Source organism: Endozoicomonas sp. Mp262, from assembly GCF_025643335.1.
Lineage (GTDB): Bacteria > Pseudomonadota > Gammaproteobacteria > Pseudomonadales > Endozoicomonadaceae > Endonucleibacter.
In genome coordinates, this window is the sequence record NZ_CP092489.1 from 570,533 (window position 1) to 593,344 (window position 22,812).

At 44.4% G+C, this 22,812-nt stretch carries 17 protein-coding genes; 9 read left to right on the forward strand and 8 right to left on the reverse strand.

Going from position 1 to position 22,812, the window contains the following annotated elements; all coding sequences use genetic code 11:
- Positions 1-376: 376 nt before the first annotated feature.
- The 4 genes from MJ595_RS02485 to MJ595_RS02500 form a co-directional block, all read right to left on the reverse strand.
- Positions 377-4,624 carry a hypothetical protein gene (locus MJ595_RS02485; RefSeq protein ID WP_263080933.1) on the reverse strand — a complete coding sequence of 1,416 codons (4,248 nt, stop codon included), beginning with the start codon at positions 4,622-4,624 and terminating at the stop codon, positions 377-379.
- Between the two features lie 472 nt (positions 4,625-5,096).
- On the reverse strand, positions 5,097-7,046 hold the full coding sequence (locus MJ595_RS02490; RefSeq protein ID WP_263080934.1) for an EAL domain-containing protein: 1,950 nt from the start codon (positions 7,044-7,046) through the stop codon (positions 5,097-5,099).
- 24 nt (positions 7,047-7,070) lie between these two features.
- Entirely contained in the window at positions 7,071-7,772 is a 702-nt protein-coding gene (locus MJ595_RS02495) for a transglutaminase-like cysteine peptidase (RefSeq protein WP_263080935.1), read from the reverse strand.
- 141 nt (positions 7,773-7,913) lie between these two features.
- Positions 7,914-9,302, reverse strand: a complete 1,389-nt coding sequence (locus MJ595_RS02500; RefSeq protein WP_263080936.1) for a hypothetical protein — start codon at positions 9,300-9,302, stop codon at positions 7,914-7,916.
- Between the two features lie 321 nt (positions 9,303-9,623).
- On the opposite strand from MJ595_RS02500, the gene elbB reads away from it, so the two are divergent.
- Complete coding sequence (gene elbB, locus MJ595_RS02505) at positions 9,624-10,277, forward strand: isoprenoid biosynthesis glyoxalase ElbB (RefSeq protein WP_263080938.1); 654 nt, start codon at positions 9,624-9,626, stop codon at positions 10,275-10,277.
- Positions 10,278-10,398: 121 nt separating this feature from the next.
- On the opposite strand, the gene MJ595_RS02510 is transcribed toward elbB, so the two are convergent.
- Together MJ595_RS02510 and ftnA are read right to left on the reverse strand one after the other, a co-directional pair.
- Complete coding sequence (locus MJ595_RS02510) at positions 10,399-11,511, reverse strand: MltA domain-containing protein (RefSeq protein ID WP_263080939.1); 1,113 nt, start codon at positions 11,509-11,511, stop codon at positions 10,399-10,401.
- A 97-nt stretch (positions 11,512-11,608) separates the two neighbouring features.
- Positions 11,609-12,124 carry a non-heme ferritin gene (gene ftnA, locus MJ595_RS02515; RefSeq protein WP_263080940.1) on the reverse strand — a complete coding sequence of 172 codons (516 nt, stop codon included), beginning with the start codon at positions 12,122-12,124 and terminating at the stop codon, positions 11,609-11,611.
- 111 nt (positions 12,125-12,235) lie between these two features.
- Here ftnA and tenA point away from each other — a divergent pair, with 111 nt between their 5' ends.
- Positions 12,236-12,934, forward strand: coding sequence for a thiaminase II (tenA, locus tag MJ595_RS02520; RefSeq protein ID WP_263080941.1), 699 nt, complete (start codon positions 12,236-12,238; stop codon positions 12,932-12,934).
- 646 nt (positions 12,935-13,580) lie between these two features.
- Positions 13,581-14,744, forward strand: coding sequence for a porin (locus MJ595_RS02525; RefSeq protein WP_263080943.1), 1,164 nt, complete (start codon positions 13,581-13,583; stop codon positions 14,742-14,744).
- Between the two features lie 274 nt (positions 14,745-15,018).
- Here the strand turns inward: MJ595_RS02525 and cyaY are convergent, their stop codons facing one another.
- Entirely contained in the window at positions 15,019-15,342 is a 324-nt protein-coding gene (gene cyaY / locus MJ595_RS02530; RefSeq protein WP_263080944.1) for an iron donor protein CyaY, read from the reverse strand.
- A 142-nt stretch (positions 15,343-15,484) separates the two neighbouring features.
- Between cyaY and MJ595_RS02535 the strand changes: the two genes are divergently transcribed.
- The 4 genes from MJ595_RS02535 (at position 15,485) to MJ595_RS02550 (ending at position 18,561) form a co-directional block, all read left to right on the forward strand.
- On the forward strand, positions 15,485-15,619 hold the full coding sequence (locus MJ595_RS02535) for a lipoprotein (protein WP_263080945.1): 135 nt from the start codon (positions 15,485-15,487) through the stop codon (positions 15,617-15,619).
- Positions 15,620-15,743: 124 nt separating this feature from the next.
- On the forward strand, positions 15,744-17,000 hold the full coding sequence (gene lysA, locus MJ595_RS02540) for a diaminopimelate decarboxylase (RefSeq protein WP_263080947.1): 1,257 nt from the start codon (positions 15,744-15,746) through the stop codon (positions 16,998-17,000).
- An 11-nt stretch (positions 17,001-17,011) separates the two neighbouring features.
- Positions 17,012-17,842: a diaminopimelate epimerase gene (dapF, locus tag MJ595_RS02545; RefSeq protein ID WP_263080949.1), complete on the forward strand. Its 831-nt coding sequence runs from the start codon at positions 17,012-17,014 to the stop codon at positions 17,840-17,842.
- Positions 17,839-18,561 (forward strand): DUF484 family protein, encoded by a 723-nt coding sequence (locus tag MJ595_RS02550; RefSeq protein WP_263080950.1) that lies wholly within the window; start codon positions 17,839-17,841, stop codon positions 18,559-18,561. Before dapF ends, MJ595_RS02550 begins: the two co-directional genes overlap by 4 nt.
- Positions 18,562-18,682: 121 nt before the next feature.
- Here MJ595_RS02550 and MJ595_RS02555 read toward each other — a convergent pair whose 3' ends face one another.
- Positions 18,683-19,354 (reverse strand): TVP38/TMEM64 family protein, encoded by a 672-nt coding sequence (locus MJ595_RS02555; protein ID WP_263080951.1) that lies wholly within the window; start codon positions 19,352-19,354, stop codon positions 18,683-18,685.
- A 109-nt stretch (positions 19,355-19,463) separates the two neighbouring features.
- Here MJ595_RS02555 and hemB point away from each other — a divergent pair, with 109 nt between their 5' ends.
- On the forward strand, positions 19,464-20,465 hold the full coding sequence (hemB, locus tag MJ595_RS02560; protein ID WP_263080953.1) for a porphobilinogen synthase: 1,002 nt from the start codon (positions 19,464-19,466) through the stop codon (positions 20,463-20,465).
- Between the two features lie 157 nt (positions 20,466-20,622).
- The gene (gene ppk1 / locus MJ595_RS02565; RefSeq protein WP_263080954.1) at positions 20,623-22,800 is read left to right on the forward strand and encodes a polyphosphate kinase 1; all 2,178 of its coding nucleotides are present in this window, start codon (positions 20,623-20,625) and stop codon (positions 22,798-22,800) included.
- The last annotated feature ends 12 nt before the right edge of the window (positions 22,801-22,812 follow it).

Genomic DNA, 22,812 nt, shown 5'->3' on the forward strand with positions numbered 1-22,812 from the left:
TGAGGACACAGGCTGCGCCCACTTACAGCACGTTAGGGAAAGAACATGGCCACTAACATAAACTGCTTTTGATTTCTGATCGACAGGTAGCGGCAATGAGAAGTCAGCAGGTGAGCTGATAGATAGGCAAATCTGTGGCTGTGTCCATCTGACAGTCCTACCGAGTGTCTTTCTAAATCTCCCTATTGCGCTGGCTATCTGAACAAAAATCCTGCGTTGAAACTCTTCTCGCCATAGCTACGAATATAGACCGTCACTTCACCTTATCTTTTCCGCCAGTCAGCCATATTCATAACGGGGTTTGAAGAGCTACCTCAGCAATCTCTTTTTTTGGCGAGACCCTGTAAAATGTTGGAGTCAAGGGAGGGGGTAAAGATTATTTTGGGAGAACGGGGTATGGTTCCTTTAAGAAACGATAGATTAAATTTCTTATCTGTTCTTTTTCCCCTGATTTTAAAAAAGTTAATCTGTCCAAGTTACCTAGCATTTCTTGATGTTTTTCGGTGCTTCTACGTTTCTTGTTAGTATAAAATTCCTGCCAAAATATTTCCGTTGCTATTATTTTATTTATATTGATTTTGTCATCTGGGTTAACTAACTCTTCTTTCACAGCAAGTCGATACCTGTCCATTTGTTTCTCAACCGCATTATGATCAAGCCCCATAAATAAAGTGGGCAAAATCATTACAGCCTGATCCCAAAACCCAGAGATAAAACAACTTGGATCTAGTCCCATGAAGGTTTTATTTCCAGATAGATTAAAATGCAAATAAGCAAAGTTTAGTAACAACGTATCTGCGTGTTTAGCAAATAAATTTAATAACGATGGTTCTTTTTTTACTAAGGTATACATATGAATTATCATATGCCGAGCTGATTGTATTTGTCTGTCAAAAGCTTCACATGATTCACTGTCAGTTGGAGGGGAAACATATAGCAATTGAACAGTTCTAAGTAAAATCGCGGTTAGAAGAAGCTCTAAGTTTATTTTATCATAAATTATTTGATAGGTTCTTTCTTCTTGATTGCCTTCTGTTTTGAATACAACATTTTCTGGAAATTTTGTAAGGTGATACAAAAATGGTTCTCTGTTTTCTTCTTTTATATTACATATATATTGATCTATAAATACATCTATGATATCCAGTATTGCAGGATCAAAAAAATCACTAAGCAGGTGCGCATCTAACTCTAGGTCAAAATCAGCTTTTATGCTATGAAACTTGATTGCAGATGGTATTGTTATTAGATTGGGGTTACTAAATGCTATATAAATTAATAAACGTCCTGCATTTTTATATGTCAATGATGCCGCTCTTAACGGGATAACCAAATATCGATATAAATCATGTGCTTTCGGACTTGTACCAGTTTTTTTTTGACCGAGTTCTGTGAGCATATCAGTCATAAATTTTTTTTCTTCTTGGCAATTGGAGATACTAAGCAGGTTTTCTAGAATTCTTTGGCAATGACCGAAGGTAATTCTTTCCATTAAATGAATGCCACTTTGTGCCCCCTGTTTTTGCTCGTGAGATGAACAATCACCTTCCATTACTATTTCTACAACTTGGGGGGGAGATGCTAAAGCAGTATCTTGAGGAACCTCCATTGAAAACTCAGTCACTGATAAGTTACTCATTTCAGCTTCCAGCGTTTCATCTGCCAGCCTGTGCTGTTGGTTATCATTGATTTCAATATTATCTGGAGTAGTGGTTGTAGATGGTAATAGGTCATGAAAAGCATTGGTAATAAAGCTAAAGTCTTTATGTTGAATAACAAACTGGCAAAAAGGAGCATTTTTAACATGAAAAGTCCATAAGTCGTCTTGAAAACTGTTTTGCTGTGGTAATTGTAAATTACAAAAGTAGCAGCGTATGACTTTATCTTGGCTTGAATAAAAAAAACCAGACATTGCAAGTAACTTTTTATTTTCAGTTTTTTCTGAAAAAGAACTGAGCCTAGCCTGTTGATCCTGATAATCAGAGTTTATTGGATCAATACTTCTACCCAGTTTTCTATGAACGCGATATATATATTCAAACCCCTTATTTTCCATTAAAAAAGAGCAATAAGGACTAAGAAAAGCATGTTCTTTAAAATAGTGTTTTGTTGAGGCAACATCTATTTGTAAACCACAACAATGGCATTCTATGATATTTCCTTTTCCGGTATAAAAGAAACCTTTATCCACCATTCTTTTTATTTCTTTTTGTCTTTTTCTTTTTTCTTGCAGCTCCATTTCTTCTATTTTTTTTATCAATTGTTCTGTCAAGGATTCTTTTCCTTGATTTTGACTGATTCGCGTTGATTTATCATCTAAGTCAGGTTGAGATAATTTAGTTGAGGATGAGAAACAATCAGGTGTTTTTGTAACACTTTCTTCTTCTGAAGCTTTTGTTTTCTCCCTTTTCTCCCTTTTCTCCCTTTTCTCCCTTTTCTCCCTTTTCTCCCCTTTCTCCCCTTTCTCCCCCTTTTTCTTTTTTTTCTTTTCAGGGGTGCTTTGTTCTAAAGTTTTTTTCCCTAGAGGTAAAAGGTGAGTGTCTTCCTCTATTATTGTTGATGTTGCTTGACTTGATTCTCCATTATCGGCCATGTTTGAAAGATGAGAAGTTTCAGATTCTGATTCGTGTTCAAAATTTTTGAGAGAGATATTTTTATTATTTTTTCCTTGATATATGCCTTCAGCGTTTTGAGGGTATGGTATATCTGTTGTGCCACCAGTTTTTTCTCCTATATCAGGTTCTTCGAGCATAGAGTGTTTTCTATTTTTAGAAGCTGTTACTGGTATTCCTTCTCTTTTTTTCTGTAAAGTACGGGTGTGTTTAGAGTGAGAGTTTTCTTTAGGTGGGTGCATTTTATTTACTTGATTTCCTAGATTATTTTTCAGTGATAAGTCATTACTTCCTGAATCAGGTATCTCTGTTTGCTTTTCTGGTGTTTGTTTCTTGATAGCCGGAGACTTTAACGGCAGCTCATTGGTTTTAGCTATTGGTGCTGCTGTGTCTTTTTTGCGATCTTCTTTTATAATACGCGACCGTTTAGGATTGGTATCTTTTTTTGAGGTTGCTTTTTTTGTCTGATGGCCCTGACTGTAGCTAAATTCACATTCAGGTGTCAAAGGTTGCCTTGCTGTATGTTTTTTTCTATTTTTTTTAGATGAAGGCTTAAATCTTTCTTGGCAAGATTTTTTTAATATTTGGATATACTCCTCTCCTCTCTGTTGTAGAGGCGAGGAAAGGTTCTCCAAATAATAAATAGAATTTTCAATATTTTTCAGTTGATTTATATTTTGCACAAACTCGTGCCACTCCTGTTCTAGTACTGTCGCATCCACCTGCAAAGGTATTTCTTTCTTTTTTTCCTCCCTTTGTTGTTTTTTAAATAGCCCTTTTTTATCTAGCCTTGGTTGCATTGGTTTTGAGTATTGCAGAGGTGAATGGGTATTTTTATCTTCTATTTCAGAAAGTTGCTGCCAACTGATAGCAAGTGGTTGTGCTGTCTCCCCTCTTTCGAAGAGTTCTTCGGTGATGATTGTTTTTTTATCTTTATTATCTAAAAAATCTAAAGATACACCCTGCCAATCATCAGATAGAACCATACACTGTTTTATATGAGGCTCCTCTATCATTGCTACGAATACAGGATCTTTTTTTGGAATTACTGCACTTGACCTCCTGTGATAAGAAGGATAAATGATACTAGCGGTTAGACGCAGAAGGTTGATGCTGCTCTGAGGCGACAATTTAAATTTATTTCTAAAAATATTTTCAAGAGTTAAATGAAGTATATATCTTGCAAATAAGTGCTCTTTCTTTACTGACTTATGGAGTTGATCAGTTAAAAATATACAATTTTCCTTTGCTAGACTATCAACAAACCATTGTTCTAAAAAAACCTCATACGAAGTTAGTTCTGCAATATCATTTAATGGCAATGTCAAGCCTAGTATTTTTGAGAGTCTTGAATTTGATAGGCATTGGTCTAAATATAGAAAGTAATAGTAAGTAAATATGCCTGCTATTTGCTCGGCAAATCCATTCATAAAATTTATGTCTTTTGATAATATATCTCGCATCAAATAGGGATAGACTAATCTTGCTGATTGTGCCAAATCTCGTTCTTTTAGGCAGTCATAAAATCGGAACATTATTGCTACTGTCGTTTCATGAGGATAATTTGCCAGCATCACCATTTCTTCATAAAAGTCAGACTCATGGACTATCTTATAGTTTGGGAACCACCGTAGGTATTGTAAAACACTGCCTTCAATAATAAAAGTACTGTGATATTTTTCTGCATTTAAAAAAACTTCGCAAGGAGTAACGCCTAGAAGGGTTTCTAGATGTTCATTAAGAATATTGAGAAGTTTTTGCATATCAAAACCGGAAGCAAATAACTGATCCAGTTCTAAAAATATTCTTGTTAAAAAATCACCTTGAAGGAAGTCAGAAGCTTGCTTTTGGTCTATTTTTTGAAGCTGGTGATCAATTAATGGAATAAAAACAACAAGGTCTTTTCTACGCTTTTCTTTTTGACTTACAGAATCCATGAAATTAATATCAAAACAATGATCAAGATGATGTTTTATTTTAATTTTATAAGTAGCGTTTGCCATCTGCATCATAAAAAATAGAATAATAAAAAAATATTTCTTTAGCATTTTTCCTCACTATTTCAAATAGTGGCTATTTAAATTAGAGTTGATTGATTATGAGTAAAATTAATAATGTTGCAAATATAGTACAGATGGCGGATTCTACAATTTTAGACAGCCATGGTTCACTTTCTCTGGCGTTTTATATATTGACTCAACCAGCATCGCCACCTTTGAAAAAAGTCAGGCACTTCGTTATAATAAGTTTTTAAAAGAAAAATATGATGTTGACCTGGTTATAACTCGCAGGAAAAACATAAAATCCCGGAGCCTGCCTGCTTTTGGCAAAATACTATGTTAGGGGGCAGGCAATCATTGAGATGGTTAATGACCAATTAAAGAAGAAGCCATCCCTAAAAATTCAACACTCAAGGCCGACTGAAGTGGCTTAATAGTTGTTATGTCGAACTCAGGTCAGGCGTTAAGCGGGACTTAAGAATTCTTAGTCTATAAGCTTCACCGGCTTGGCCAGGTAATACCCCTGCCCTCCCTGTACCCCCAGTTCATTCAACTTTGCCCACTCCACTTCATCTTCTATACCCTGTGCCAACAAGGTGATATCTCTGCTGCTGGCCAGCATAGCCAGTGTTCGAATATAAAACTGATTCCCCTGATTATCTGCAATGCCCCTGACAAAACTACTATCCAGTTTTATACAGCTGACATCCAGCGTATTAAGATTATTCAGTGACTGGCTTGATACCCCAAAATGATCCAGAGAAAAATGGCAGCCCGTCGTTGTTAACTTTCTGATGCGAGAGTCCAGCAGTTCTCGGTCCTGAAGCAAAATGCGCTCAGGGGTTTCCACTATGATGCGGGAACTGATAGCAGGGTTTTCCCACAACAGTTGGCAGAGCCAGTTGAAAAAACCGTCATCCATGATCGAACGGGGGAACAGGTTGATACAATAGCTTTGCTCTGTTGACCGTTGCATATGGAGTAAAAGACAGTTTACAACTGCCCGGTCAAAATCAGTATGCAGATCAAACCGATCCACCATTGGCAAAAAGGCTTGCGCCGAAGCAAGCTCATTATCCAGACGCAACCGTGCCAGTACTTCACAAAACAAGGGCTTTTTCTGATGATCAAAGGCCTGCTGGCCAAACAGTTCAATATCCTCATTCACCAAAACATGCTGTAAAGCCTCCTGCCACTGCCCTTCCGTCCAACTCAAATAGGGCAGCTCCTCAGCTTTGCCTATTTCCTTGACTTTCCAGCTATTTCTCCCCTGCAACTCAAGATCTGTCAAAAATACAAATGCTTGCTCAAGCAAATCGTGATACTGACAGTGGCCAATGTGGGTGACTGATGCCAGGTGCAATTTATCCTCCCCCTCATTACTAACGAAGAAATGCAACGAGGCCAAAGCACGAAAACACCCTTCTGTAATTCGCTTATTTTCTTCAATGCCACAGGCAGGCAGGAAAATGACAAATTCAGAAAGGGTTTTACGTCCGACAATAGCATCAGGCCAGTGCTCTATGGTTCCACGCAAGCGACTGGATACGTCAATCAGCAGTTTATCAACAGCGTCACGCCCCTTATTGCTATGATGCGCATCCAGCCCCCTGATCTTAATTAAAATAAAAGAGCCACCCACTTCTCCCCGTTCCTCACTGAGCGTTTCCGTGACCTGACTCTCAAAGGCCCGCTCATTTAAAATGCCGGTTAAGGCATCCTTTAATGACTGCCTGCGTAGTTCCTCGGTTAGAATGACCTTTTCATTAAATAGCTTTTCCAGTTTCCCCGCCATTCTATTCATGGCTTCTACAACCTGACGCAAATCCCTGGTTCTCGGGAGTTGTGGCTGTATTTCAAAACGACGATCACAAATCGCATTCGCTTGTTTTTCCAATGCTTTTAATGGCCGTAATACCACCCTGAGAAATATGTTCAAACCAATAATGGCAATAAACAACCATAAGCTAAAAAGCAGGCTTTCATTACGGGTTTTCAACCACAATGTTCTATAGGCATCACCGGGATGACTGGCCACATAGAGCACCCCGAAAGGCACCCATCCCTGGTTCACCTCTGTGGAAACTTCCGGTATGTCCAACGCTACAATAGAAATAAACCATTCGGGCACTCCTTCTATATTCAATGGATGCTCACTGTTCACCAGCACATTTCCGGACAGGTCAGAAAAACGGATAACCCGATAAAACCCACGATCAAAGACAGCATCAACCATAGAGTCAATGGTTGCCACATCACCCTTTTGAGTAGAGGCTAAAGCCACACCAAGGGAGGTGGCCGTATCCTGGGCATGGGATTTCAACTGGGTCTGAAGATAGCTTCGCGCATCCTTGATATTCATTATCAGACTACAGGTAAACAGTAATAGCAGTAGCCCTGTCATGCTCAATGCCAGCTGTCTGAGTAGTGTCATGATCCCATCCCTGTCATCACTTTTTTAAAATTTACTGGTAACCGTTTCCTTAAACCGGGTTCTGAGTTTCATCCAACGGCTTATATCATCTGCCTGCCCCACTCTCTTCCCACTGCCTCGCTGACGGGAAACCCAGAGACCATCACCATTAAAATTGTAAATTGGCTTTAAGTCTCGCCTCCGGCCAGCAGGCAATATCATTTTATTCAGATTATCCAGAATAAGGGGCTCGGTATCAGGTGCCTCAAAATAACTGAGAACCATATGGGCCTGCTTATATTCAAGGGCCATAACATAGGTAATTCGCAATTTTTCATCAGGAATGCCCAACTTGATCAAAGTAAAATACTTGGCCACGGAAAAGTCTTCACAATCCCCCCCGCCACTAGCCAAAAACTCTACCGGGGTCGCCCAGAAATCCTCTTTGCCCCAGTGATCAATATCATCAATAAATTTTTGGGTATTAAAGAAGTCGTTAACCAGTCGCAGCTTGTGAGTTTCAGACAGGTTTTTATTGTTATTATCATTTAAGAGTGCTTTCCAGTCTTGCATCCTGATTTCCGCAGCCTTGCCATACTCCCTGCGAACACTCTCCAGCAAAGCATCAGAAATAGAGAAAACATTCGCAACGGTTTGGCGACTGAAGAGCAGAACAAGAAAGCAAAAAAAAACTAAGCGTATGACGTCCCTGTCATAGTCAGCACAGTCAGAAATATAGGATTTCATAAGGCTGGGTACTTATTACCAGTGCTAATACAGAAGATATCAACCATCCTGCATTCTGTGCAAACATTGGCAGAAAATCAGCGCCTGTTTTCGCTATCACTATAAAGCTATTTAAGGCTGCTTCTTAGCTTTGTTAACCAATTACATAGGTCTGGAATCCAGGTTAAGATAATGGATCAGGGTTGATGAGGGCACCACAGTACCTACCAGATTTTTTAACGGGTCAGTCATTCTCGCAAGCTTAAATGAAGCTAGCCAGACTAACGCCCTCCACTCCTCAGGACTTCGGCTTTTAGTATAGATAATTTGTTCATCCACCCTTTTTATAACACGCTCATTAAAATCGTTATCCCTGATAATCTCATCAGTCTTATTCTCTGCCTTTGATTTAGAAGGGCTGATAACCCAGTGATCCTGCTGGGCAAATGATATAAGCAGCTCTCTGGTATCCGGCTGATCAGAAAACCGTTGGTCATCAAAAATCCAAACACCCCGGGCTAAACTCAGAGCCATTAGGTTCAAGCGTTTCGGTACGGTAACAACAGGTAAGAAAGAATCCCCCTCAAACTCGAATTCCGTTAAACCCGGGTCATTAACAAACTGACTGATTACCTGGGTGAGTTTTGCTAAAATAGCCTCATCAAACACTGAAACGACGGTGTAACCTTCACCATGTTTTGTACCAGACTCGTTTGCATAACCTCTTCCATAGCCTCCAGCAACTATTTCATCCAGAATCGAGTACGCATTTTCTGGCCACTCCATTTTAACGGATAGCCTGGGACTGCTTTCAATGATATTTCCTGCATCATCTTTCTCTATTAACAGTACCTGTAAATTCAAGCCATTAACCAGGGATCTTGAGAAAAATATTCTCAGTGTTTTTTTATCTGGAACACCTTGCGCTAATGCCTTTAGCGTTTTAAGCCAACTTCTTGCCTTATCAGCCCCATCGCCAAAAAGCCCCGTGTAAATATAATGGCCCCAACCCTGATAAACAGGTTTAATATCGATAAAGGGCAGCCCTTCTGATAAAGTCGAAGCTAAATGTACATTATCAGCACTGTTAAATGTAGTATCCCAGTACCATGCAATATTATTTGAAATCCATGCCCCGGACTTCCTTGCAGCAGGTGGAATAACTAAAGCAATATCAGCAATAGAACGGCTAATAACCTCATCCTGATCATCCAGTGGATAAATAAGGGGTGGGTCTTCAGTACTAAAATAATTCAAGGGGTTCCATGATACTGCAGGAATTAACATCGCTATCTCGGAATAATTATACATACTGATCAGGGTACCTAAAGTCCCCCCTAAAAAAGATGTTGCAGCAGATTTATAAAGCCCCTTACTCGCCAGTAGATAGGTTGTTGGCAATGATATCGCTGTTGCGGTAGCTAACAAAAAATTAAATCCGTCATTTCTGGTTATAAAATTATGAAGAGGATCATAAACAGAGTCTTTCCACTCACTGAAATAACTTCTGGTATTTTTGGCATAGGCATCAGGAATAGTATCCCCATACACTTGTGTATAAAAAAAAACAAAAAATGTTATTACTATTATTTTTTTCGTCAATTTTGAAATCATATAAAGCGCCTTCCCATATCAGCTTCAATTACCATAATTAATATAAAATTCAATTACCTCAAAAAATAGTTATTCAAAAATATGACCCAACAAGTGACAAAAAGTTCATGCAAAGACAAATAATTAAGCTAAAAATATTCATACTTCCATCTAACTGATAAAATCAGTGCTTATCCCCTTAATCCATTCAACCACATGAAAACAAAACACAAATAGTGCATTATCATCCACATCAATAAGGAAGGAGGCCAGGATTTAATGGTCAAAAAAGTAGCAATTATATTATCCGGCAGCGGCGTCTTTGATGGCTCAGAGATCCATGAAGCTGTTATTACACTACTGTATCTTGATAAGGCTGGAGCCAGCTATCAATGCTATGCACCGGATGTGGATCAACATCATGTGATCAACCACATCACTGGCGAAGATACAGGGGAAACCCGCAATGTGCTGGTTGAATCGGCTCGAATAGCCCGGGGAAATATCAAGCCTGTCAAAGCATTAAAGCCAGAGGACTATGATGCGTTAATACTTCCCGGAGGCTTTGGAGCCGCCAAAAATCTTTCAGATTTCGCATTGAATGGTGCCGGTCTTCGTGTTCAGGTGGATGTACTGGCTGTAGCCAAAGCCTTTGCCGAGGCAGGCAAACCCATGGGGCTTATCTGTATTGCTCCAGCCCTGACAGGCAGAATCCATACAGAAGGGGCTCGCTGTACCATTGGCAATGACCCTGACACTGCATCAGCCATTGAACAAACCGGCGCTGTACATGTGAACTGCCCGGTGGATGATATTGTTGTAGATGAAGCCCGAAAACTGGTGACAACCCCGGCTTATATGCTGGCTCAGAGCATTGGTGAAGCGGCTACAGGCATAGAAAAGCTGGTTAATAAGGTGTTGGAGCTAGCCTAGGGAATAAGGAAAGACTCGTTCCCAGGCTCCTGCATTTTCTGCATTCAAACCATCCATGGTCTTTGACGCTGGGAACGAGGGGGACATAGATTTCTATTCCCCATTAACATTCCCTTCTGAGCTAACGACGCTTGGGTACTATTACATACAGTTTGCCGGGAGACTGTTGTGGGCCTGCCAGTTGTTCAGCCTCCGGACCAACTCCCATATAAATATCACCGCGAACCGGCCCTTTGATGGCACTGCCGGTATCCTGGGCCACCATCATTTTTCGATAAGGCTCACCGGAGGCGGTTAATTTTGTATCCAGCCATACAGGAATACCATAAGGGATATACTTTGGGTCCACCGCCAGGGTTCTATGAGGGGTCGCCGGAACACCCTGAGCGGTCACAGCCCCCATTTTAGCTGCCCTGAAAAAGATATACCGTGGGTTCTGGTTAAAAAGCTCCCTTTGCTTATCAGGGTGGGCATTCAACCATTCTTTAATGGTCGCCAGTGATACTTCCTGTAATTCACCCCTTTCCTTTAACACTCGGCCAATGGCAACATAGCCATGCCCGTTATTCCCCGCATAAGCCACATGCAGCAGGCTGCCATCCTTTAGCTGAACATTGCCTGATCCCTGAATTTGCAGAAAGAACTTATCACTTGGACTGCGTATCCACACCAGTATCTGCTCTGGCTTAACCCGGCCTGTACTTATTTTTTCTTCAATTTCGGCTCGGGTATCATAAGGCTTCAGTGAATCACCTGTTTTTTTTCCGGCAATACGCTCACCTTTTCCCTGCCCCCCCCTGTGCTTTACCGTGACCAGATCCTCTGGCAACTTTAGCAATGGGGTTTCAAATCCCGGCTCTTTCTGGAGACGGCCTTGATACACAGGCGAGTAATAGCCAGTAAACAACCCCGGTTGATTCACAGCCACCCGATAGACCTGAAAGTTATCCTCAAAAAACTGTTTTACTTTCCCTTCTGGCAGCCCACTCAACTCACCACATAGTTGTTGCCACTGCTTATAACTCCCCCATGGAGAATTATCAGTCAGCGTACGTCTATTCAGTTTTCTGCAACTGTTCAGTAATACCGGCCGGGTCTCATTGGCTTGCTCATTACTCCAACCTGTCAGCGCTTTAAAGCTGGTCAATTGAAGCGATGTGCCCATACTATGGCCAGGCTGTGAGGTGCAGCCGGAAACCATTAGAGCCATTACAATCAAAATGATTTTTCTCATTACTCTTCCAGTTTACAGGTGCATTTTTCAATAGGTTAGCCCCATTCCCGACGAGGACGCCGGGAACGCGGGGAGTCCCTATTTTCCCGTTATCACCTTACGGATTACCCACTGGAGACATAGCCATAGCCAGCTTGGCTATTTCCTTATCAATAAAGTACAGCCCCTTACCCTCAACGCCAATCATATCAATCTTGTCCAGGGTACTTTTGAAGACTTTCTCTTCTTCATGCTGTTCAGCCACATACCACTGAAGGAAATTAAAGGTTGAGTAATCCTTTTCTGTAAAGGCAGTATCTGCCAGCTCATTTATTTTTCGGGTAACTTCACACTCATGCTCATAGGTGCGCTGAAAGACATCCCGCACAGACTCAAAACTTTGGGGAGGTGCCTCGATGGCTCCCAAAACCGCCATGGCTCCAGTCTCGTTGACATAATCAAACAACTTCTGCATATGATGCATTTCTTCCTGGGCATGACGGCGCAGAAACTGGTTGCAACCATCGAGTCCCTGGGCTTCACACCAGGCAGCCATCTGCAGGTAGAGATTAGATGAATAAAATTCCAGATTAACCTGTTCGTTCAGCTTATCCAGCATCTTCTGGCTTAACATCCCCGTTAACTCCTCAGTTTATTCAGTAAGCCACTATTTTAAATCCACTTGGGTTTATGCAGAAAGCCCCGGCTGCAATAATGAGCCGCTTTTTACCAAAAGGGTCTAAAAATGAGCATTGACACATCCATTTTCGATACGCCTGACACACTCTATTACCGGCTAAAGGATTCCTGTGCGGATGACTGGCAAGCTTACTGCCATCACCCTTTTGTTCAGGGAATTGCCGATGGCACACTGCCGCAGGAAAGCTTTCAGCACTATCTTCAACAGGATTACCTGTTCCTGATCCATTTTGCCCGGGCTTATTCACTGGCGGTGGTCAAGGCCGATAATCTGGAGGATATGCGGGCAGCCGCCACCTCTGCTGGTAACACTCTGAATACAGAAATGAGTCTTCACCTTAATTACTGCAAACAGTGGGGACTCACCGAGGCGGATGTGATCAGGCAACCGGAAGCACGGGCGAACATGGCTTATACCCGCTATGTCCTTGAACGGGGGATGTCCGGAGATATTCTTGACCTTTATACGGCCCTGTCACCCTGCTCTGTGGGTTACGCTGAAATTGGCCGACGCCTGATTAATGACCCCGCCACCCTGCGTGAAGGAAACCCTTACCTGAGCTGGATTGAAACCTATGGCAGCGATGAGTACCTGGAATCCGCAATAGGACAGGTTGAAACCCTGGAAAAACTGGCAGCAAGCCGCTATAACAAGGCCCGGATGACATCTCTCTGTCAGACATTCCGGGAGGCCACCCGACTTGAAGTCGGGTTCTGGGATATGGGCTGGAATCGCTCGTTCTGATTAGATGTTAATGGTTGGCAGTTGAAGTTCTGCCAACCATTTCCCACTTTTTATTCCCTATTATTTCAGCAAAAAGGCTATTCATTTTTACTTCTCAATATTTGGAACAGGTTGAAGTAGCTATCACAAACTCTCTGTGGATTTTTTTTTAAAAACAGAGCCAAAAGATAAACAGCAGCCCAAGGGAATCTTTTATTTTTATAAGGATTAACACTTATTTTTATAAGTATTAATTCAGCTTTCAAGCTTAGAATAATTTGCCGTTAATTAATGGGAGTGTAAAGAATCCGTATGGAGTTTTTTCCGGGCGAATTATTCATAATTTATAAAAATCTGAGATCACGGTAAAAATACCTTTAAAAAACAATAAATTATAAAAATATAGAAAAAGATTTTCACAAATTGAAAGCACTATAGACAGTTATCTATTCAAAAAAACTCATAGGCACTTTCAATTATCTCATGTGACGCAAGTGCAAAATCTTTTGAATAATGCGAAAAAAACTGTCATAGGCCATTTAGTTATTAAGTGCTTTGACAAATAAATTTTTTAATCATGATGCCCGGCTTGATATCTTCAGATGTAAGTCAGCTGAGGTTCTCATGACTATTTGCACACAAACACAAATACTCGGGAGTAGGGCTTATGCAGAAGAAGCTGCTTGCCACTGTTGTTGCATCGCTCGTAGCGGGTCAGGCTATGGCTCTGGAAGTTGTTAACGATGGCACTAACAAACTGACCATTGGTGGCCGTATCGGTATCCAGACCGAAACCAAAGACGGCAAAACCAGCGCTGATAATGATAGCGCCCGTATTAACTTCGGCTTCGAGCACAAGCTGTCTGAAACCATGACAGGTTTTGCTAAAGCGGAGTGGGGCTACAAGGCTCATAACGAATACACCAGCGAAAATGGCGAAACTAAAGCTGATGACCTGTTCAGCAACCGTCTGGGCTATGTTGGTCTGAAGCACAGCCAGTACGGTGCTGTAGCTGCCGGTAAGCAGTGGTCTGTATACAGCGACGTAGCGAACTGGACCGATGAATTCGCGATCGGTGGCGGTGCTGCTATGGGACAGTACAACGGCTTCACCGATGACGGTGGTTTTAGTGGTACTGGCCGTGCTGACAATGCCTTCACCTATCGTGGTGAGTTTGCAGGCCTGAAAGTTGGTGCTCAGTACCAGCTGCGTGGCGAAAGCTACAAAAAAGATGACAGTAATGTCGCCGATACTGCTGACAACATCAAGCGTAAACATGGCTATCAGCTGGCTGCCAGCTATACCCTGGATATGGGACTGTCCTTTGGTGGCACCTATAGCGAAACAAGCTTCGAAAGAGGCCTGGCTAACGAGCAAAGCAGTAACCTGAAGTCCAAAGCTGCTGTTGCTGCTGTTAAGTACGACATGAACGATATCTATGTCGCAGCCACCTATGGTCAGTTCAGAAACCACACCTCTGCACATTTGGGTAAGAACGCTGCTACTTCTGACGGCAACATGGGTCTGGACCAAAAGTCCGAAGGTATCGAACTGTACGGTCGCTACAAGCTGAGCCAGGTTCTGGATGGCGGCATTTCCCTGCAGGCAGGCTGGAACCAACTGAAAGTCAAAGATGACAATCGCGGCAACAGCTCCGATGCCAAGATTGACAAAATGATGCTGGGCGCTATCTATGAAGTGGGCCCAATGCAGTTTGCTGCCGAGTACACTTGGGACAAGAGCAAATCTTTCGACAAAGTTGAAAATGGCAAAAATGTCTACAAAGATGCAGACAACTACTTCAACCTGCAGGCTCGCTACTACTTCTAAGCGAACCCCAGTTATTGTCTAAACAGGCCGCCAGCATTGCTGGCAGCCTTAAAAAATGCCCTGACTGATTCCAGCAGGGCGTTTTTTTAGACGCGTAAACCTCGCCAACCTCGTTCCCAGGCTCCCGCCTGGGAATGCATACCTCCCCTCGCCAGCGAGTCCGGTATTAGCCAGAAATATCCGTATGCATTCCCAGCGAGGACGCTGGGAACGAGAAGAAAACAATAAGCCTCCGTGTCTTTGTGCCTTTATGGTTAATCAAAATTCCTGAATCCTAAATCGCTAAGGCAATCGCCTCACCACTCTGCTCACTAAGGCAACTATTCAGCAGTTCAGGAAACAGTTCCTGGGTGCTATCGCACAGCCACTGATCACTTTCTTCATCATAACTAAAATGAAAGCCGCCACTTTTTGCTGCCAGCCAGAGTTGTCGCAAAGGGGTCTGCCTGCTGAGAATAAGCTTACTGCCATTTTCACAGGTCAGGGTCAAAATCCCCCCCGTGGTTTCGTAATCAATATCCGCACCAGACTCTTCTATGGCATCTTCAATGGCTAACATCAGGTGATCCAGAAGCTGGTTATAGCGACTTTCGTTCATGGTATTCCAGATAGTGTATAAACAATACAGCGCAGGGTAGACTGGAGAGCTTCCAGGCTCAAGTACTCATTAGAAATGTATAGTTCTCAACACAACCCGGTTATAATGCCAGATCTAAAAACCGGAAACCTCAGGAGCTTCCATGAGAGCCTTGCTTGTACTCGTGCTACCGATACTGCTGCTGTCCGGCTGTGGACAGAAAGGGGATCTTTATATCCCGGAAAGCGGCAGCACACTCCAAGCACAGTCGATGTCTATCAGTGGACAACAGCCTTGATTATCCAAAAGGCGCTTTTTACCATGAAAGTGCCGTTACCATGGCTTATGGCCATAATGACGGCCAGCAATGAGCAACATATTTCGCTCATGACTGCTTAGGTCATAAGTAATAGGGGGGCCTGATGGACTGTTTTTTTTATAACGAGGGTCAACTCCAGGCAGAATCCCTGGCTGTGGCTGATATTGCCCACAGGTTTGGCACGCCTCTTTACCTCTATTCCCGGGCGGGCCTGGAGGCCGGGTATCAGGCGTACAGTATTCCCCTGAAAAACCGGCCTCACCTGATTTGCTATGCCGTTAAGGCCAATAGCAATCTTGCCGTTTTAAATATTCTTGCCCGACAAGGCGCCGGTTTTGATATTGTTTCCCTGGGGGAACTGGAACGGGTACTGGCGGCCGGGGGATCACCTTCAAAAATAGTTTTTTCCGGCGTCGGCAAACAGCACCGGGAAATTCAGCGCGCCCTGGAAGTGGGCATACACTGCTTTAATGTAGAGTCTGAAACCGAGCTTGAACGCATCCAGACCATCGCTGATAAGCTCAATACCACCGCCCCCATCTCTCTTCGGGTCAACCCAGATGTGGATGCCCAAACCCACCCTTATATTTCCACAGGACTCAAGGACAATAAGTTTGGTGTTGATATTAACAAGGCAGAAGACTTCTACCGGAAGGCAGCCGCCCTGCCACATATTAAGGTCATCGGGGTGGATTGCCATATTGGCTCGCAACTGACATCAAAGGAACCCTTCCTTGACGCCCTTGATCGCCTGCTTCTGTTGATTGATAACCTTAAAGCACAGGGTATTACCATTCAGCATCTGGATATTGGCGGAGGGCTGGGCGTTCGCTATAAAGATGAAACACCGCCTTCCCCGGAAGAATATCTGAAGGCCGTTCTGCACCGGCTTGAGAGACGAAATCTTAAACTGGTTGTAGAACCCGGCCGTTCCATTGCCGCCCAGGCAGGCATTCTTTTGACCCGGGTCGAACTGATCAAAAGAACAGGGCATAAAGCCTTTGCCATTGTTGATGCCGCGATGAATGACAAACTGCGGCCTTCAATCTATGGGGCCTGGCATGATATAGAGTCCGTTAATCAAACCGATGGCAAGGCTGAAGCCATCACCTATGATGTGGTTGGCCCAATCTGTGAGACGGGTGACTTCCTTGGCAAGGATCGCACTTTATCTATAAAGGAAAATGACCTGTTGGCAGTTCGTTCTGCAGGAGCTTACGGCTTTGTCATGAGTTCTAATTACAACAGTCGCAACCGACCGGCAGAGGTTATTGTCGATGGCAACCAGGTTCACCTGGTGCGCCGACGGGAAACCATTGCTGAACAAATGGCTCCGGAAATGCTGCTTCCGGAAGAGTAAGCTCTGAAAATATGTTGCTACATTTTACAAAAATGCATGGTTTGGGTAACGACTTTATGGTGGTCGACATGGTTACCCAGAACTTACGCCTCCCTCCTGAAAAAATCAGACGGCTGGCAGACCGGCACTTTGGCATAGGCTTTGACCAGCTACTACTGGTTGAGCCTCCCACCAATCCTGATATGGACTTCCGTTACCGGATATTTAATGCCGATGGCAGTGAGGTTGAGCAATGCGGTAATGGCGCCCGGTGCTTTGCCCGGTTTGTCCGTGACCGTAAACTAATTGGCCGGAATCTGATCCGGGTGCAAACAGCCGGCGGTAATATTGAGCTACGGCTACACGACAATGGTGATGTTACTGTTGACATGGGAATGCCCCGGCTTGACCCTTCAGAGATTCCATTTAACGCACCACAAGCCTCCACACTTTACCCCCTTCAAGTGGATGAAGAGCACCTTGAGATCACCGCCATCTCCATGGGTAACCCTCACGCCATAGTTATTGTTGACGATGTTTATAAGGCCAGGGTAGAAACCCTTGGGCCCAAAATTGAAACCCATGCTGATTTTCCCAAAAAATGTAATGCCGGATTTATGCAGATTATCAGCCGTTCAGAAATCAGCCTTCGGGTTTATGAACGTGGCACCGGCGAGACCCTGGCATGCGGCTCGGGAGCCTGTGCTGCGGTAGTCGCAGGCATTTTGCAAGGGCTTCTGGATAATAACGTCAAGGTCAATCTTCCAGGAGGGGTTCTGCATATTGACTGGCTCGGTGAAGGGCATTCAGTCATGATGACAGGTTCAGCCACCCGTGTTTTTGAAGGACATACCCGCTTATGACTGACAGCACAGCAGAAGAACGAACCCACGTGAATGCCGAGCAGGTGGCGGAATTTCTGAAGAATAACCCGGATTTTTTTGCAGGCCGTGATGAGCTGCTGATGCAAATGGCTCTCCCCCATAAGCGGGGCACGGCCATCTCATTGATAGAGCGTCAGCTCAAACTATACCGTGAGCGCGATACAGAGCTTCATCACCGCTTCGAGTCCCTGGTCAATAATGCCAGGGGCAATGACCGCCTATTCGAGCGCATACGTCAACTGGTGCTGGCTTTACTGGAAAGCAGAGATACCGAGCAGGCCATAGAAAGTTTAAAAGACAGCCTTGACCAGGAATTCAATATCGAGTTTCACAACCTGATTTTGTTTTCGAGCCATCCAAAAAGGTTACCCGTCCAATTTGAATCCAGGGATATTGCTGAATCAGTACTGGGTACAACAATTGCTGAGGGCAATGCCTTTTGTGGCCGTCTTAACAAGCAACAAACCGAATTTTTATTTGGTTCACAAGCGGACAACATCAAATCCATTGCCGTCGCCCCCTTAAACTTCCCCGATAAAATAGGTCTTTTAGTTCTTGGCAGCAGTCAGGAGCATCATTTCAGGGCCACCCTGGGGACTCTTTTTGTCAGCTATCTGGGAGATGTGCTCAGTCGGGTACTGGCTCAGTTAATGGACATAGCCGATGACAGACAGGGAACTATCAAGAAAAACCCTTGAATAAGGGTTCTTTAACTCCCCTTCTGATTCCCAGCGTCCCGAGGTTGTTGCAAAAAATACTTTAACTGGTTACAGCCTCCAAAGAGAGTGTCGCGAAACCCTGGAGATGAGCTGTATTCAACTACTGGCCCTGACGCTGTTTTTTCCAGTACTCCATACCCTTGCGTACAAGTAATGGAAAGATCCCCAACAGGACGAATGAGCCAATCAGTGCAGGCGTTAAAATACCGCTGACGGAAAGCTCCTCTATTTTACCCACCTGTGCACCGGCATTAATATAAACCGCTGTACCGGCTAACATTCCCACCTGGCTCACCCAATAAAAGGTCCAGGTCTTGATAGGCATTAAACCCATCACCAGATTAATCACGAAAAAAGGCACTGCCGGAATCAGCCTCAGGGTAAATAAATAAAAAGCCCCATCCTTGGCAACACCTTTGTTGATAGTTTCCATATAAGAAGCGAATTTCCCCTGAACCCACTCCCGCAACAAGGTTCGAGAGAACAGGAATGCCAGGGTTGCACCGATACTGCTGGCAAATGACACCATAAGCAACGCTGGCCAGAAACCAAATATAAAGCCGCTCATCAATGTCAGGATAGCCGCCCCGGGAAGAGAAAGCCCTGTAACGGCAATATAAGCCATGAAAAACACAACACCGGTCAAAACCGGGTTGTCACTATAAAGCGCCCTGAAAAAACCGGGCGTCAGATAATCCTCGCCTCCGAACTGGTAAAAAGCACCAATGGCACCAACAATAGCCACTATCAGTATCAACTTGTTTCTCGCCATAATCCGTTCCTGTCAGTGTGAGGGGTGCAGGATATTTTTATTTTTCAATTAAATCTTTCCGTATAATGGCCCCAGTTGCAAAGCTTTCCGACAGAAAAGAGATCCAGCTATGATTGATCGCCCTTTTCCAGCCGCACGCCCAAGACGTATGCGCTGTGATGAGTTTTCCCGACGGCTGATGCGGGAAAATCGCCTGAGTGTCGATGACCTGATTTACCCCGTCTTTGTTTTGGAGGGGCAAGGACAGCGGAACCACTGCAAACCCATGCCTGGTATCGAGCGCCTCAGTATTGATGAACTGCTTAAGGATGCTGAAGAGTGGGTTGCGTTGGGTATCCCCGCCATTGCCTTATTTCCCGTGACACCCCAGGAAAAGAAAAGCCTTGATGCCAGAGAGGCCTGGAATCCGGAAGGCCTGGTACAGCGGGCAGTCCGCGCCTTAAAAGACCGCTATCCCCAACTAGGCATTATTACGGATGTGGCACTGGACCCCTTTTCCACCCATGGCCAGGATGGCATCATTGATGACAACGGCTATGTCATTAATGACGAGACCGTTGAGGTACTGGTTAAGCAAGCCCTGTCCCACGCAAAGGCCGGTGCCGATATTATTGCCCCGTCGGATATGATGGATGGGCGGGTGGGTGCCATTCGTAGCGCCCTTGAAGAGCAGGGATACATTAATACTCGCATTCTGGCCTATGCAGCCAAATATGCTTCCAGCTATTACGGGCCATTCCGGCACGCTGTTGGTTCAAATGTCAATCTGGATTCCGGCAATAAATACAGTTATCAGATGGACCCCGGCAATAGTGACGAAGCCTTGCATGAAGTCGCCCTGGACCTTCAGGAAGGAGCCGACATGGTGATGGTTAAGCCCGGCCTGCCCTACCTGGACGTGGTGAGTCGCATCAAAGAGCATTTTAAAGTACCCACCTTTGTCTATCAGGTCAGTGGGGAATACGCCATGCATATGGCTGCCGTACAAAATGGTTGGCTGGATGGTGAAAGTGTTATGATGGAATCATTAACAGCAATGAAGCGGGCGGGTGCTGACGCCATTTTAACCTATTACGCCGTTGAGGCAGCCAGATTATTAAAAACACAATAATCTGAAACTGGTATCCTTTTTACTGGAAACACCAGCCATTTGCTGGCATTTTGCCAGCAAGTTCATTACTGACGTTGTCTGACAAGAGTCTAAAATAAAATCACCAGGCCTCTTCTCTCCAGGGCCTCGGTCATACCCGCAAGCAGTATGAGGTCACATGGACAATTCAAAGAATGTAGATAGTTTATCAACCGAAAACGTTGAAAGTACCCCCCTTCTGGAAAAACTGGCTGCTCCCAAAGTGCTGAAATTGACCGATTACGGCAACCCTGACTATTACAACAATCGGGAACTCAGCCACCTCCAGTTCAATATCCGGGTATTGGAGCAAGCCTTTAAAGAAGATATTCCGCTTCTTGAACGCCTGAGGTTTCTGCTGATATTCAGCTCCAACACGGATGAGTTCTTCGAAATCAGGGTTGCAGGGCTTATGCAGCAAATAGAATTTGCCCGCGAGCATGTAGGCCTTGACGGGCTGAGTCCCCAGGCCGTGCTTAAGGAAATCAGCCAAACCACCAAAATTCAGGTTGATCGCCAATACCAGGCATTTAATGACTCACTGTTACCTGCCCTGAGAGAAAAGGGTATTCGTTTTCTACGAAGAAACGAGTTAACCGACAAGCAAAAGGCATGGATCAAACGATTTTTCTATAACGAAATCATGCCCATTATCAGCCCTATCGGGCTGGATCCAGCTCACCCTTTCCCTCGCCTTGCCAATAAACTGCTATGTTTTATTGTTTCTCTTGAGGGACGGGATGCATTTGGGCGCGAAACCGGGATGGCCATTATCCCTGCACCCCGATCATTACCCAGAATTATTCGCTTACCCAATGAAGTCTGTGATGAAGGCGATGAGAACTATGTATTTTTGTCGTCTATCATTCACCGTCATGCGGAAGACCTTTTTCCCGGCATGACCATCAAGGGCTGCTACCAGTTTCGTCTGACCAGAAACAGTGACCTTGACCTTGAGGATGAGGTGGAAGACCTTGCCAAAGCCCTTCAGGGTGAATTACTGTCACGACGTTATGGCAAAGCCGTTCGTTTGGAGGTGGTGCATAACTGTCCTCGCCCATTGATTGATTTCCTGCTCAATGAGTTTGGCCTGACGGATGACGAACTCTATCAAGTGAAAGGCCCGGTTAACCTGACCCGGATGATGTCCGTTTGTGACAGCTCAGAAAAGCCTGAACTTACTTTCCAGCCATTCACCCCCATCTATCCAAAATTCTTCAATAAAGGGCGTAAAAAACAGGAAAGTGTTCTGGATATTGTTGCCAAAGGCGACATTCTAATGATGCACCCCTTTGAATCCTTTACCCCCGTGGTTGATATGCTAAGACAGGCCGCCAACGACCCCAATGTGCTGGCAATACGTCAAACCCTCTACCGCACCGGATCCCGCTCCGAAATGGTTAATGCCCTGGTGGATGCAGCCCGAAATGGCAAGGAAGTCACTGCCGTTGTAGAAATCCGGGCCCGGTTTGATGAAGAAGACAACCTGGCCCTGGCCCGCCGCCTTCAGGAAGCTGGCGCTGTTGTGGTTTATGGGGTGGTTGGCTATAAAACCCATGCCAAAATGATGCTGATCGTGCGCCGGGAAGGTCGAAAAATCCAGCGTTATGCCCACCTGGGTACAGGTAATTATCATACCGGTAACGCTCGACTCTATACCGACTACAGCCTGCTAACCTGCGATAAGGACCTCACCAATGATGTCCGCAAGCTGTTTCAACAGCTAACGGGAATGGGTCGGGCCGTGCGGGTTCGAAAATTGCTTCACGCGCCTTTCACTCTCAAGAAAGGGTTGATTGAGTTGATCAACCAGGAAGCAAACCATGCCAACGAAGGCCTGCCCGCCCATATCATTATGAAGATGAATGCCCTGACCGAGTCCCATCTTATCAAGGCCCTGTATAAAGCCTCCCAGGCCGGGGTAAAAATAGACCTGGTGGTTCGGGGGATCTGCTGTCTCAAGCCAGGCATTCCCGGACTTTCGGAAAATATCAAAGTCCGCTCAATTGTAGGGCGGTTACTGGAACACACCCGTGTATTCTATTTTGCCAACAATGGCAGTCCCCAGGTTTATTGTTCCAGTGCAGATGGCATGGTTCGTAACCTTGATATGCGGGTGGAGACCTGCTTCCCTCTGGAAAATCCCAAATTGCTGAACCGGGTGAAAAAGGAGCTGGATCTGTACCTTTCTGACAATGTCAGCAGCTGGGCACTCCAGGCTGATGGCAGCTATGTCCAGAACCGCCCATCGAGAGGACAGCGAAGACGTAATGTCCAGGAAAAACTGCTCACCTCACTGGCTAATTTTGGACAGTAAATAACTTGCGCA